The following is a 14,838-nucleotide window of genomic DNA, read 5'->3' on the forward strand; positions in this document are numbered from 1 at the left end:
TTAAACTCCATAAACATTAACTCTATGGCATGCATTATTGATATATCCTCCTGGATTCCACTGTGCTAAAACCATAGGTTGACTGTTACCTTGACTATCGATAGCTCTTGCCCAAATTTCATAATATCCTTTTGTTGGTATTGATATTTGAGCACTCCATTTTTGCCATGCTAATCTATTTAATGGTTTTTCTACCTTTGCTTTAGTCCATGTTACGCCATAATCATTGCTTATATAAACTTCACTAACTTCAAGTTCTCCAGCCCAAGCTTTACCTCTAACTTCAAATTTTTTATTTGCTTTTATTTCAGAACCATTTTTGATATTAGTAATTACAGATCTTATAGGCATTGATTCTATGATTTTCATCTCGCCTTTATAGTTAAAATCTCCTGGTTTTACCGGATTTACAGGAACTTTATAAGAACCTTCCATCTTTTCACCATCATGAATTTTATTTCTTACTGAAATTTTATAAAGCCATTTACCGCTTGTACTTGCAGGGTAACCACCACAAACAAGTCTAAGTGGATAGCCATTGACTAAAGGAATATCTTTGCCTTCATAAGCCCAAGCTATTAGAGTTTCATCTTGTAAAGCTTTAGAAATAGGAACTCCTCTACTAATAGGTGAAGTTTCTTCACCATTTAATTTTGTATCTATGCCATAATATCCGATATAAACCGCATCATTTTTGATGCCACAATCTTTTAAAATATCTTTTAAACGCACTCCTGTCCATCTACCGCAAGCTACTGCACCATAACCCCATTGAGTTCCTTTTGTGCTAGGTATAACTTCGGATCTACCATTTCCACCGCATTCAACTGTTAAGGCATAAGTATAGGTTTTAAATTTCTTTTTTAAATCTTCTATGGTGTAAGATTTTTTATTGATAATGCTTTCTCCATCGATTTCTAAAGTCCAACCTTTGTGAAGTCTTTCTTTTATCGTTTCTAGGCTTGGTGGTAAGCCATTATTTCTAACAAAGAAATTTTCAGGTTTGGTAAAATCAGAATCAAGAGCATAAATTTCAGTTTCTGCTGTTAATGGTTTTTCGCCATGGTAGATAAGATCTTTTTTACCTTCTATTTTAAAATCAGGCAATTCTTTTGCCAAAGCCTTACTTCCTAAAAAATTCTCAAAAGAAAAATTTGACAATACACTGATGCCAAGCAAACCAAATCCTATATTTTTTAAGAAATTTCTGCGATCTTCTTTTTGATTGTTTTGTTTCATTGAAATATCCTTATATTTTTATGTTTTTTTTATTTTATTATAAATTTTAGGAATTTAAATAATTGATTATATTAATCTTTTTGATTAAAAAAATTAATTATTTTTATAATTTTGCATATTAAAATAAAATCATTATATGTTCGAGTTTTATTACATTTTAACTAAGTTTTTTCTACAATTAAATTTTTAAAATTATTTAAGGAATAATTTTGACTTTACTTACTAATCCTATCATTATCAGTGTTGTTTTGATGACTTTACTTTGTTTGTTTCGTTTTAATGTACTTTTGAGTCTTTTGATCTCAGCTCTTGTTGCAGGTGTATTTTCTCATCTTGAACTCGTAGATACTATGAATATACTTATAAGCGGAATGAAAGAAAATTTAAAAACAGCTCTTAGCTATATACTTTTAGGGGCCATTGCCGCAGCGATTTCAAAGACAAATTTAACTGCATATTTGATTAAGATAGTAAGTCATTTTATATCTCATAAAAAATATTTATTGCTTTTGTCTATAGTTTTGATTTCTTGTTTTTCTCAAAATTTAATTCCTATTCATGTGGCTTTTATACCTTTGTTGATTCCACCTCTTTTAAGTCTTTTTAATAAACTTAAAATCGATCGTAGAGCGGTTGCTTGTGCTTTAACTTTTGGACTTACTACGCCTTATATGGTTTTGCCAGTAGGCTTTGGACTTACTTTTCAAGATCTTTTAAAAGATAATTTAAATGCAAATAATGTAAGTGTATCTTTAAATGATGTTACAAATACTATGTATTTCGCTGCTATTTGTATGATAGCAGGACTTTTTCTAGCGCTTTTTGTGTTTTATCGTAAGTCAAGAGAGTATCAAGAAGTAGAAATTGCTAAAGTGGATTTAGAAAATCTTGAAATGACGCGTAAAGAATGGGGTGTTTTAGCTGGGCTTGTTTTAACTTTAATTTTGCAAATTTTGACTATGAATTTACCTTTATCAGGGCTTTTGGGTTTTGTTTTAATGGTTATTTTGGGTGGAGTTGAATTTTCAAAAGTCAATGAAGTTTTTGATGATGGGCTTAAAATGATGGGTTTTATAGCTTTTGTTATCCTTGTTGCTGCAGGATATGGAGAAGTTTTAAAAGAAAGTGGATCAGTAGTAGATCTTGTAAATTCAGTCGTTCCTTGGATGGAGCAAAGTAAATTTTTAGCAGTGTTTTTCATGCTTTTAATAGGACTTATCATCACTATGGGTATAGGTACTTCTTTTGGAACTATACCTATCATAGCTACGCTTTTTTGTCCTATTTGTTTGGAACTTGGTTTTAGTACAGCACTTATTATATTTATCTTAGGAGTAGCAGGAGCTTTAGGAGATGCAGGAAGTCCAGCCAGTGAAACAACCATGGGAACTACTGTAGGATTAAATGCTGATAAACAACACGATCACATTAAAGATACTTGCATACCAACTTTTATTTTTTATAATGGTCCATTATTGATTTTGGGTAGTATTATCGCCATGTTTTTATAATTTTTGCAAATCTATCAAAATATTTTTTAATTTATTTATTTTTAAGATAAAAATTATATCGATTTTAAAAAAATGTATGCTATAATCCTTATAAAGCTAACAAAATTTAAATCAGTCTTATAAGGAGAGCAAAATGGATTTAGAAAATATCCTAGAAAATAATCAAAGCATAGGTTTATATCACCCAAAGAACGAACACGATGCCTGTGGTATCGCTGCAGTTGCTAATATACGCGGTATTGCTTCTTATAAGGTTATTTGTGATGCTTTAGAAATTTTGATGAATCTTGAACACCGAGGTGGTGCAGGAGCTGAAGAAAATTCAGGTGATGGGGCGGGGATTTTAATCCAAATTCCACATGATTTTTTTAAAACTCAAGAATTGGGTTTTGAACTTCCTAAAAAGGGTGATTATGCTGTAGCACAGATGTTTTTATCACCCAATACTGATGCAAAAGAAGAAGCAAAAGAAATATTTTTACAAGGTTTAAAGGATAAAAAACTTGAATTTTTAGGTTTTAGAGAAGTGCCTTTTAATCCTAGTGATATAGGTGCAAGTGCTTTAAAAGCTATGCCTTATTTTTTACAAGCCTTTGTGAAAAAACCAAGTAAAATAAGTGCAGGACTTGAGTTTGAAAGAGTGCTTTATAGTACGCGTCGACTTATAGAAAAAAGAGCTATTAATGTGCCAAAATTTTATTTTTCAAGTTTTTCTTCACGCACCATAGTTTATAAAGGAATGCTTCTTTCAACTCAATTGAGCGATTTTTATCTTGATTTTAAAGATGTCAATATGAAATCAGCCATCGCTTTGGTGCATTCTCGCTTTTCGACTAATACCTTCCCAAGTTGGGAAAGAGCCCATCCAAACCGTTATATGGTGCATAATGGAGAGATTAATACCATACGCGGAAATGTTGATAGCATAAGAGCTAGAGAAGGCTTGATGCAAAGTGAGTATTTTGAAAATTTAGATGAAATTTTTCCTATCATAGCTAAGCCTAGCAGTGATTCTGCAATGTTTGATAATACTTTAGAATTTTTAGCTCTAAATGGTCGTACTTTAGAAGAAGCTTTTATGATGATGGTGCCAGAACCTTGGCACAAAAATGAAAATATGGAAAGCAAAAAGCGTGCTTTTTATGAATATCATTCTTTATTGATGGAGCCTTGGGATGGGCCTGCTGCTATAGTTTTTACTGATGGAGTGATTATGGGGGCGAGTTTGGATAGAAATGGTTTTCGTCCTTCAAGGTATTATCTTACAAAAGATGATATGCTCATACTTTCAAGTGAAACAGGGGCATTAAAACTTGATGAAAAAAATATCAAAGCCAAAAAACGCTTAGAACCTGGAAAACTTTTACTCGTTGATACAGCAAGAGGTAGGGTTATAGCTGATAATGAAATCAAAGAGCATTATGCTAATGCTAAGCCTTATAAAAAATGGCTTAAAAATTTAGTTGAACTTGAAAAACAAAAAAGCGGAGTTTATAAACATCAGTTTTTAAAAGAAGATGAGGTTTTAAAACTCCAAAAAGCTTTTGGTTGGAGTTATGATGAGCTTAAAATGAGTGTGGCTGCTATGGCTCAAAATGGTAAAGAAGCTATAGCAGCTATGGGTGTAGATACTCCTTTGGCTATACTTTCTAAAACTTATCAACCTTTGTATAATTATTTTAAACAACTTTTTGCACAAGTAACTAATCCTCCTCTTGATGCCATAAGAGAAGAGATCGTTACTTCTACAAGGATTTATCTAGGAAGCGAAGGCAATTTATTAAAACCCGATGAAAACAATGCAAAACGCGTAAAAATAGCCTTACCTGTGATAAGCAATGAAGAACTTTTTGAAGTTAAGGCTTTAAATAAATTTCAAGTTAAAGAATTTTCTATACTTTATGATTATTCTAAAAAAACTTTAGAAAAGGCTTTAGATGAACTTTGCGTTAAGATAGAAGATGAGGTTAAAAAAGGTGTTTCTATTATCATTTTAAGCGATAAAGGAGTGGATGAAAAAAACGCTTATATCCCTGCTTTGCTTGCTGTTTCTGGAGTGCATAATCATCTAGTAAGAAAAAATTTAAGAACACATACAAGTCTTATCATCGAAAGTGGTGAACCTAGAGAAATTCATCATTTTGCATGTCTTTTAGGTTATGGTGCGACTGTTATTAATCCTTATTTGGTTTATGAGAGTATACAAAAACTCATTGCCAATAAAGATTTAAATTTAAGTTATGAAAAGGCGGTAGAAAATTTCATCAAGGCAAGTTCAAGTGGTATAGTCAAAATTGCTTCTAAAATGGGGGTTTCTACCTTGCAAAGTTATAATGGCTCTGCACTTTTTGAATGTCTGGGCTTAAGCTCTAAGGTGATTGATAAATACTTCACTTCTACAACTTCACGCATTGAAGGTATGGATTTAGAAGATTTTGAAAAAGAACTCATTGCTTTACACAAACATGCTTTTAACGATACACATAAGGCTTTAGATTCTAAAGGAATTCATGGTTTTAGAAGTGCTAAAGAAGAACATTTAATCGATCCGCTTGTGATTTTTAATCTTCAGCAAGCCTGTCGCAACAAAGACTATAAAAGCTTTAAAAAATACTCGGCTTTAGTAGATGAAAAACAAGTTAATTTGCGTTCTTTGATGGAATTTGATTTTAGTGAAGCTATCAGTATAGATAAGGTTGAAAGTGTAGAAAGTATAGTTAAACGCTTTAGAACAGGGGCGATGAGTTATGGTTCTATTTCTAAAGAAGCACACGAGTGTTTAGCACAGGCTATGAATAAAATAGGTGCTAAATCAAATTCAGGTGAAGGTGGTGAGGATGAAGAACGCTATGAAATCAAAGAGGGTGTGGATAAAAACTCAGCCATTAAGCAAGTAGCAAGTGGGCGTTTTGGCGTGGATTTAAACTACTTAAGTCATGCAAAAGAAATTCAAATCAAAGTCGCTCAAGGTGCAAAACCAGGTGAGGGCGGACAATTAATGGGCTTTAAAGTCTATCCTTGGATAGCTAAGGCTAGACATTCTACTGCAGGTGTGACGCTTATTTCCCCACCTCCTCATCATGATATTTATTCTATTGAGGATTTGGCTCAACTCATTTATGATTTAAAACATGCAAACAAAGACGCTAAAATTTCAGTAAAACTTGTAAGCGAAAATGGCATAGGAACGGTTGCTGCAGGTGTGGCTAAGGCAGGCGCGAATTTAATCCTTGTTTCAGGTTATGATGGAGGTACGGGTGCAAGTCCTAGAACTTCTATACCGCATGCTGGAATTCCTTGGGAGTTAGGCTTAGCTGAAACGCATCAAACTTTGATCTTAAATAAGCTTAGAGATAGGGTAAGATTAGAAACTGATGGAAAGCTTATGAATGGGCGTGATTTAGCCATAGCAGCACTTTTAGGAGCTGAAGAATTTGGTTTTGCAACCGCGCCTTTGATTGTTTTAGGTTGTACAATGATGAGAGTTTGTCATCTAAATACCTGTCCTTTTGGTATAGCCACTCAAGATACAGAACTTAGAGATCGTTTCAAAGGCAAAGTAGATGATGTGATTAATTTCATGTATTTTATAGCTGAGGAACTTAGAGAATACATGGCAAGGCTTGGTTTTGAACGCCTAGATGATATGATAGGTCGCGTGGATAAACTCCGCCAAAAAAGTGTGCAAGGTAAAGCAGGAAAGCTAAATTTAGATAAAATTTTAAAATCCTTGCCTACTTATAATAGAACCGCTGTGCATTTTAAAGATTATAAAGACAATAAACTTGAAAAAACGATTGATTATAGAATTTTACTACCACTTTGTAAAAATGCTGTGGAGAAAAAAGAGCCTATCAAACTTTCTTTAGAAGTAGGAAATCAAAGTCGTACTTTTGCAACTATGCTTTCAAGTGAAATTTTAAAAACTTATGGAAAAGATGCTTTAGATGAAGATAGTATCCATATCAAAGCTATAGGCAATGCAGGCAATAGCTTTGGAGCGTTTTTGTTAAAGGGTATTAAACTTGAGATTATAGGCGATAGCAATGATTATTTAGGCAAGGGTTTAAGTGGTGGTAAAATCATAGCAAAAATTTCAAATGAAGCCACTTTTTCACCTGAAGAAAATATCATCGCAGGAAATGCTTGTTTATACGGAGCTACAAAAGGTGAAGTGTATTTAGATGGTATAGCAGGGGAAAGATTTTGTGTAAGAAATTCAGGGGCTTTGGCTGTGGTTTTAGGAACAGGCGTGCATGGTTGTGAATATATGACAGGTGGACAAGTTGTAGTTCTTGGAGATGTGGGTGCGAATTTCGCTGCTGGTATGAGTGGGGGCGTTGTTTATATCTTTGGAAGACACAATGAAGCTCATGTAAATACCGAGCTTGTGGATATTAAAGATCTTAATGCTAAGGATGAAAAAGAATTAAAAGCTGTGATAGAAAAACATATCACTTATACAGATTCTAAAAAGGCTAAAGATATTTTAGAAAAATTCGATAAAAAAGACTTTTTTAAAGTCATGCCAAGAGATTATGAAAAGATGTTAAAAATGCTTGATCTTTGTAAAAATGAAAAAGATCCAAATTTAGCAGCATTTTTGAAAATCACACAAAAATAAGGAGTAAAAATGGGAAATGCAAGAGGTTTTTTAGATTTTAAAAGAATGGATTTTAAAAAAATTGCTCCTAAGGAAAGGGTTTTAAATTACAAAGAATTTACTATACCTTTGGATAAAAAAGAACAAGAAATTCAGGGCGGACGATGTATGGATTGTGGTGTGGCCTTTTGTCATACGGGTGTGATGAGCGAAGGAAAAGATGTAGGCTGTCCTTTAAACAATCTCATTCCTGAATGGAACGATCTTATTTATCGTTCTTTATGGGAAGAAGCTTATGAAAGACTTGATCTTACCAATCCTTTTCCTGAATTTACCGGTCGTGTTTGCCCTGCTCCTTGTGAGGATTCTTGTGTGTGTGCGATAAATGGTGTTAGTGTGAGCATAAAAAATAATGAATTATCCATTATAGAAAATGCTTTTAAGGAAAATTTAGTAAGAGTAAATAAACCTAAGCAATACAATGGCAAAAAAATCGCTATCATAGGAAGTGGACCTGCTGGGCTTGCTTGTGCTAACACTTTAAATTCACTAGGTTATAAAGTAAGTGTTTTTGAAAGAAGCGATAAAATAGGTGGACTTTTGATGTATGGTATCCCTGATATGAAGCTTGATAAAAGTATAGTTCAAAGACGGGTGGATTTGCTTAAAAAAAGCGGGATTGAATTTAAAGCGAATGAAAATATAGACAGCAAAGATAAGGTTTCAAAACTTCTAAAAGAATTTGATGCTTTGGTGCTTTGTACAGGAGCAAGCAAGCCTATAGATCTTGATATAGAAGGCAGAAAGCTAAAAGGGGTTGAATTTGCCCTTGATTTTTTAACGCAAAATACCAAAACTTTGTTAAAAACAGGCAAGGGTGCAGATATGGCCAAAGGTAAAAATGTCTTGGTTATAGGAAGCGGGGATACAAGTGTGGATTGTATTGCTGTGGCGACAAGACAAGGGGCTAAATCTATAGTGCGTTTTGAAAGAAGTCCAAAAAGACCTTTGCAAAGAAGCCAAAACAATCCTTGGCCTTTAAAAGCTGACATTTTTACTACTGATTATGGTTTAGAAGAAGCCATTGCTGTATATGGCAAAGATCCTAGGGAATATCAAAAAATGACAAAGAAATTTTTAGGAAAAACTCATGTAGAATGTGTTGAAGCAAATGATTTAAAACGCGAGTTTAAAGAAGGCAAGGCTATAAATGTTGAAATTCCAAATTCTAAAAAAACTTATAAAGCGGATTTAGTGCTTTTAGCTATGGGTTTTAGCGGGTGCGAAGAAGCTATCGCTAAAAATTTTGGAGTGAAATTAGATAAGAAAAACAACATAAGCACAGAAAATTTCCAAACCACTCATAAAAAAATCTTTGCTTGTGGAGATGCTAGAAAAGGACAATCTTTAGTTGTTTGGGCTATAAAAGATGGTATAGAATGTGCTTTGAGTTTGCATCAAAATTTAGCAAAATAATCATAAAAGTTTAAAACTTTTTCGGTGGAGTTTGCAAATTCCAAATTTAGCTATAAATTCTTTATGGGCTTTTGTGCCATAGGCTTTGTTTTTTTCAAATTCATAACAAGGAAAGTCTTTAGCTAAGAAATTCATCACCCTATCTTTACTAACTTTTGCGAGTATGCTAGCTGCACTTACTTGCAAAATGCTAGCATCGGCTTTGATTTGTGTTTTTATCCCGTTTATACCTAGGTTGGTGTTTCCATCATATAAGAAGTTATTTTCTGTTTTAAAATGCTTTTTTATAAGTTTTAAGCCTTTTTTTAAACAAGTGCTTAAGCCTAGTGCGTCGATTTGTTCTGAAGAAAAAGCAAGTATGAGATAGTTTGAATTTTTGATGATGATTTCATAAAGTTCTTCGCGTTTTTTTTCGCTTAGTTTTTTAGAATCACACAACCCATCAAGTTGTTTGTTCAGTTTGCAAGCTGCCATCATCATAGGACCTGCTAAAGCACCGCGTCCTGCTTCATCAATACCGATTAAATTTATATCAAATTCGTTTAAAAGTTCTTTTGTGTCAAATAAAGTTTTCAAATTTTTCTAAAAAGAAGGGCAAAAATGCCCTTTTATTCTATTGTGATATCATTTTTGATTTTTTCAAAAAGCTTATCACCTATGCCTTTAACTTTTTTAAGATCATCAATACTTGTAAAATTTGCTTCTTTGCGGTATTCTAAAATCGCTTTAGCCTTAGCTTCGCCAATACCATTAAACTTTTTAATTCTTTTAGTGTTGCAGTGTTGATATTTACAGCACCAAAGAGAAAAGCCGTTAAAGCAAAAAATAAAAATAGTAATTTTTTCATTTTCTTATCCTTTTATTAAAAAATAATTATAATATTATCTTAAAAAGGATAAGAATTTCTTAACTTAACCCAAAAATTCACGTTTAAAATACTCTTTTGGTGCTTTACATAAAGGACAGGCTGCTGGAGCTTTTTTGCCACGATGTATATGTCCGCATACTTCACAAACCCATAATTCTTCTACTTCACTATTAAAAAATTCTTCTTCTTCGAGCATTTTTTTAAGCGCTAGATATTCTCTTTCGTGTTCAATTTCTACTTTACCAATAGCTGTAAATAATCTCGCTATAGCCTTTTTGCCTTCATCTTCAGCGATTTTTGCAAAATTTGGATACATAGTTGTGTGCTCATAGTTTTCACCTTCTGCAGCAGTTACTAGGTTTTTTGTAGTTACTTCTAAAGGTTTGCCATCAACGATTTCATGATAAGCTTTAAATTCTGCTCTTGCATGCCATTTTTCATTTTCAGCCGCTTCTCTAAAATGTCTAGCAACCGCATGCCAACCTTCTTCTTCAGCTACATCAGCAAATAAATCGTATTTGTTTCTTGCCATAGATTCGCCTGCAAAAGCTTTCATTAAATTTACTGCAGTTAAATCTGTAGTGATACATTTCATTTCTTCACCACAACAACTAAGCTTACCGCCACCTACATTTTGAACTTCTACTTCATTGCCACATTTTTGGCATTTATAGGTTTCATATTGTCTCATTTTGACTCCTTTTTTGATTATCAAAAAGTATTGTATTATAAAAAAATATTTTTGTCAATTAATAATTTTTATCATTTATGAAAATGTATATCAAAATAAATTTCACAAAAATTAAGCTTTGCTAAATATAATTTTAAAAAATTATTATCAGGAGTTACAATGAGAAGCGATGCGATAAAAAAAGGACATTTAAGAGCACCTAATCGTTCTTTACTTCGTGCTTGTGGTTTGAAAGATGAAGATTTTGACAAACCTTTTATAGGTGTAGCAAATAGCTATATAGATATAATCCCAGGGCATTATTTTTTAAATGATTATGCTAAAATCATTAAAGATGAGATACGCAAAAATGGTTGCGTACCTTTTGAGTTTAATACCATAGGCGTAGATGATGGTATAGCTATGGGACATGAAGGTATGCTTTATTCTTTACCAAGTCGTGAACTTATCGCAAATTCTATTGAAACAGTGATGAATGCTCATCAACTTGATGCTTTAATCTGTATTCCAAACTGCGATAAAATTACTCCTGGTATGTTAATGGGAGCTTTAAGGGTCAATGTTCCAACCATTTTTGTAAGTGGTGGGCCTATGGCTTCAGGAGTAACCAAAAAAGGAGAAAAGATCAGCCTTAGCACTGTTTTTGAAGCTGTAGGGGCTTATGAATCCAAAAAAATTAGTGAAGAAGAATTTAAAGATATAGAATGTTCAGCCTGTCCAAGTGGTGGATCTTGTTCGGGAATGTTTACAGCAAATTCTATGAATACCTTATGCGAAGCTATGGGTATAGCACTAGAAGGCAATGGAACCATTTTAGCTTTAAGTAAAGAAAGAGAAGAGCTTTTAAGAAAAGCAGCGCGTCGTATTTGTGAAATCGCCCTAGATGAACGTTTTAAAATTCGTAATATCATCACTCAAAAAGCTGTGCGTAATGCTATGGTAGTAGATATGGCAATGGGTGGAAGTAGCAATACAGTTTTACACATGCTTGCCATTTCGCGTGAAGCAGGGGTAGCACTAGACATTAAAGATTTAAATTTCATCTCAAGTAAAGTTGCACATATAGCAAAAATAGCCCCATCGCTAAATAGTGTTTATATGGATGATATCCACAAAGCAGGCGGTGTGAGTGCAGTTATGGCTGAAATTTCAAGCAGACAAGGACATATTTTAGAACTTGATGCACTGACCATTACAGGAGAAAGTCTCAAAGAACGCTTAAAAAATGCCAAAATTAAAGATGAAAATATCATTCGTAAAGTAGATAATGCTTACTCAAAAGTAGGTGGGCTTGCCATTTTGTTTGGAAATTTAGCCGAGCAAGGTTGCGTTATAAAAACCGCAGGAATAATCGGAGAAAGAAAATTTAAAGGCAAAGCTGTTTGTTTTAACTCTCAAGATGAAGCTATAAAAGGCATTATCAAAGGCAAGGTGCAAAAAGGAAATGTTTGTGTAATACGCTATGAAGGTCCAAAAGGGGGTCCTGGTATGCAAGAAATGTTAAGTCCTACTTCACTTTTAATGGGTATGGGTTTAGGTGCTGATGTAGCTTTAATCACCGATGGTCGTTTTAGTGGGGCTACAAGGGGTTTAAGCGTCGGTCATATTTCCCCTGAAGCAGCTGAAGGTGGTCTTATAGGACTTTTAAAAGATGGAGATGAAATAGAAATTGATGTAGATGCTTATACTATCCATGCAAATGTAAGTGAAGAAGAAATTGCTAAACGTAAAAAAGAATTTGCATTGCCTCAAAAAGAGGTGTCTTCAAGATGGCTTAGAATGTATCAAAAACTTGTTAGCAATGCTAGTAAAGGTGCGGTTTTAGATATGGAATGAAAGGTTTCCTTTCATTCTTCTATTTCTTTGGTTATACGATTTCTTATATCTCTACGAACTATTTCCATGCCCCACAGCCAAACAATATGGCCAAAAATTTCAGACAGGTGTTCATCAAAAGGAATTTCAGAAAGTGGTGGAACTTCTGCAATTAAAGGCATTACAATAACATGGGCAAAAAGATAAACAAAAAATCCAAAAACTGCACCTTGCCACATAGTAATACGGTGCCATTTTTCCGCTATCATACAATAAGCAACTCCAAAAATAATAGAAAAACCGACATGTACTATAAAAATTGACAAAGGCATTTGCATACCTGAAAACATATAAGTCCAATCAGTAGGCAAGCCTAGTTGTTCTAGAAAAATTTTAGGTGGAGTAACACGTTCTAAAGCATCTGCTGGCCAAAAAACATTGGGATTTCTTGGAGGAAAAGGTACTTCCCAACCCCATTTAACAATAGCTCCGAAAATACCCGCTAATATACCTATAAAAAAGGCTAAAGTATAGCGCTTTTGAAAGTATTTTTTCATAATAACTCCTTTATATTTTATACAAAATAAAATTTGAATTTATAATATTTTTATTTAAAACATATTGAAAATAGTAGTATAAAAATCTTATTTAAATTTTAAAATACTCTCTTAAACTTTCACAAATTTCAAAAAAATTCACCCCATCTATGGTAGGATTTTCTTTAAAAAACTCATGCATTCCTAAAAAACCACTTTCAAGTTCTTTAGACTTTACACCATAACTTATACTAAGTCCTGCTTCTATATAAGCAGCAATTTTATCGCAGTATTTAAGCGCCTTACCATCTATAGCACCAAATTCATTTTCATTAAAAGAGCTTAAACTTCCGCTGCAAAGCTCGATTTTAGCATTTTTATAAGTGCGATTTTCAAACTCATTTTTTACAAAATTTGACTCACCGTTTCTACCTTCTCTAATGCCTAAAATATAAGAAAACTCAGCCCTTAAACCCTCAGGTACAAAGGGTAAAATTCTTTCATTAATAAGTTTCATTTCATAATCATTTATGATATCATGAAGTCTATCAATGCCGTATTTTACAGGGCTGATAATATCACGTGTTAAAGACTCTGGCAAATCATGAAACAAAGCACAATAAAAATTATTTTCAAGTCTTTTATCGCAAGCCTTGATTTTTAGTGAGTAAAAATATCCTAAAATCGCCACCACAAGCATATGTCCTAAAACCGCGGTTTCTGGTATGCGTGGAGTTTGAGCCCAACGTTTTTGAAAGCGAAGTCTTCCGCTAAGATCAATAATTTTGGCTATTTTTTGATTTAAAGCGATTTTTCTAGCTCCTATAAGCTCATAGTAATCTTCCAATTCTTCTTCAACTTTGTTTTTAATCTCATCAATATCATTTAAAAAAGCTGAGGTTTGATAAACTATGTTAAATTCCCATCTTGTAGCAAAATATGAAGCTGCTTTTAAGATAAGTCTTTCTTTAGCATAAGCATTACCGTTTAAATACGCTTCAAAACGCTTTAGAAATTCCCCATCTTCTATATCTTCTATCATAGGTTCGATTTTGCTTAAAACCCAAGCATTAACTTCAGCTTTTTTTTGACGCACGATTTCATGATACACATCAGGGCGTATATCAGTTACCACAACACGACTTAAAAACTCAAAAATTCCCCCTTCTATAATCACTCTCATATCCACATCTTTTTCCATTTTAGCGATAAAATATGCGATGATGAATTTATGAGCTTGTTTGTCAAGTTCAACCAAATTTGCCATTCTTGGATAATCATTCCAACGACTGATAGAAGCGGCTTTAAAAATGTGTTCTATGAGTTTTATGTTTATCATGCTTTTGCCTTTTTTGCAATTTAAATTTAAAAATTTTCGTTAAAATTGTGAAATTATAGCAAATTTAAGGATAAAAATGAGTAAAAAAGCACTTTGTATCATAAGTGGCGGTATGGATAGTACTTTGTGTGCTTATCTGGCCAAAAAAGAAGGTTATGAAATCATCGCTTTGCATTTTGACTATGAACAACGCACTCAAGAAAAAGAAAAAGAATGTTTTAAGCAAATTTGCAAGGCTTTAAAAGTAGAAAAATCTTATATTTTAGATGTGAGTTTTATCAAAGATATAGGGGGTAATGCCTTAACCGATAAAAGTATAGACATCCCTAAAAATGAGCTTTGTACAAGTGATACTCCACCTATCACTTATGTGCCTTTTCGCAATGGAATTTTCTTAAGTATAGCAGGATCTTTGGCTGAAAAGGAAAATTGTGAGAGTATTTTTATAGGGGTGGTAGAAGAAGATGGCAGTGGTTATCCTGACTGTACTGATGAGTTTATACAAAAGGCACAAGAATTTATCAATGAAGGTACGAGTAAGAATTTCAAAGTTTGTATAAAAACTCCGCTTGTTAGACTAAACAAAGCTAAAATTGTAGAACTAGCCTTAAAAGAAAATGTACCTTTAGAACTTACTTGGTCTTGTTATGAGAGTGAAGATGAAGCTTGTGGGGAGTGCGATAGTTGTTTGCTTCGTTTAAGAGGTTTTGAAAAAGCAGGATTTAAAGATAAGATTAAATATAAGTCCTAGTTTTCACTA

The 14,838-nt window shown here is 33.2% G+C and carries 10 protein-coding genes and 1 pseudogene; 5 read left to right on the forward strand and 6 right to left on the reverse strand.

Features of this window, described 5'->3' with window-relative positions; translation table 11 throughout:
* A complete protein-coding gene (locus SR63_RS08390) occupies positions 1 to 1,239 on the reverse strand; it encodes a sulfite oxidase (RefSeq protein ID WP_002859724.1) in 1,239 nt (412 codons plus the stop codon).
* Positions 1,240 to 1,442: 203 nt separating this feature from the next.
* Between SR63_RS08390 and SR63_RS08395 the strand changes: the two genes are divergently transcribed.
* The 3 genes from SR63_RS08395 to SR63_RS08405 all read left to right on the forward strand — a co-directional run bounded on the left by SR63_RS08395 (position 1,443) and on the right by SR63_RS08405 (position 8,829).
* A complete protein-coding gene (locus SR63_RS08395) occupies positions 1,443 to 2,750 on the forward strand; it encodes a Na+/H+ antiporter family protein (RefSeq protein ID WP_147498429.1) in 1,308 nt (435 codons plus the stop codon).
* A gap of 133 nt (positions 2,751 to 2,883) precedes the next feature.
* Positions 2,884 to 7,374 carry a glutamate synthase large subunit gene (gene gltB / locus SR63_RS08400; RefSeq protein WP_002872068.1) on the forward strand — a complete coding sequence of 1,497 codons (4,491 nt, stop codon included), beginning with the start codon at positions 2,884 to 2,886 and terminating at the stop codon, positions 7,372 to 7,374.
* Between the two features lie 9 nt (positions 7,375 to 7,383).
* A complete protein-coding gene (locus SR63_RS08405; RefSeq protein WP_147498430.1) occupies positions 7,384 to 8,829 on the forward strand; it encodes a glutamate synthase subunit beta in 1,446 nt (481 codons plus the stop codon).
* On the opposite strand, the gene SR63_RS08410 is transcribed toward SR63_RS08405, so the two are convergent.
* The 3 genes and pseudogenes from SR63_RS08410 to SR63_RS08420 form a co-directional block, all read right to left on the reverse strand.
* On the reverse strand, positions 8,830 to 9,405 hold the full coding sequence (locus tag SR63_RS08410; protein ID WP_002857688.1) for a ribonuclease HII: 576 nt from the start codon (positions 9,403 to 9,405) through the stop codon (positions 8,830 to 8,832).
* Positions 9,406 to 9,437: 32 nt separating this feature from the next.
* Positions 9,438 to 9,676 (reverse strand): annotated as a pseudogene (locus SR63_RS08415) (ComEA family DNA-binding protein).
* A 64-nt stretch (positions 9,677 to 9,740) separates the two neighbouring features.
* Entirely contained in the window at positions 9,741 to 10,388 is a 648-nt protein-coding gene (locus SR63_RS08420; protein ID WP_002853081.1) for a ferritin family protein, read from the reverse strand.
* A gap of 159 nt (positions 10,389 to 10,547) precedes the next feature.
* Between SR63_RS08420 and ilvD the strand changes: the two genes are divergently transcribed.
* Positions 10,548 to 12,224: a dihydroxy-acid dehydratase gene (gene ilvD, locus SR63_RS08425; RefSeq protein WP_147498431.1), complete on the forward strand. Its 1,677-nt coding sequence runs from the start codon at positions 10,548 to 10,550 to the stop codon at positions 12,222 to 12,224.
* A gap of 11 nt (positions 12,225 to 12,235) precedes the next feature.
* Here ilvD and SR63_RS08430 read toward each other — a convergent pair whose 3' ends face one another.
* Together SR63_RS08430 and SR63_RS08435 are read right to left on the reverse strand one after the other, a co-directional pair.
* Entirely contained in the window at positions 12,236 to 12,760 is a 525-nt protein-coding gene (locus SR63_RS08430; RefSeq protein ID WP_002857701.1) for a YagU family protein, read from the reverse strand.
* Between the two features lie 91 nt (positions 12,761 to 12,851).
* Entirely contained in the window at positions 12,852 to 14,078 is a 1,227-nt protein-coding gene (locus SR63_RS08435) for an HD domain-containing protein (RefSeq protein ID WP_147498432.1), read from the reverse strand.
* 76 nt (positions 14,079 to 14,154) lie between these two features.
* Here SR63_RS08435 and queC point away from each other — a divergent pair, with 76 nt between their 5' ends.
* Positions 14,155 to 14,829 (forward strand): 7-cyano-7-deazaguanine synthase QueC, encoded by a 675-nt coding sequence (gene queC, locus SR63_RS08440; RefSeq protein ID WP_002779268.1) that lies wholly within the window; start codon positions 14,155 to 14,157, stop codon positions 14,827 to 14,829.
* Positions 14,830 to 14,838: the final 9 nt, after the last annotated feature.

The organism is Campylobacter sp. 2014D-0259, assembly GCF_008000505.1.
GTDB lineage: Bacteria > Campylobacterota > Campylobacteria > Campylobacterales > Campylobacteraceae > Campylobacter_D > Campylobacter_D jejuni.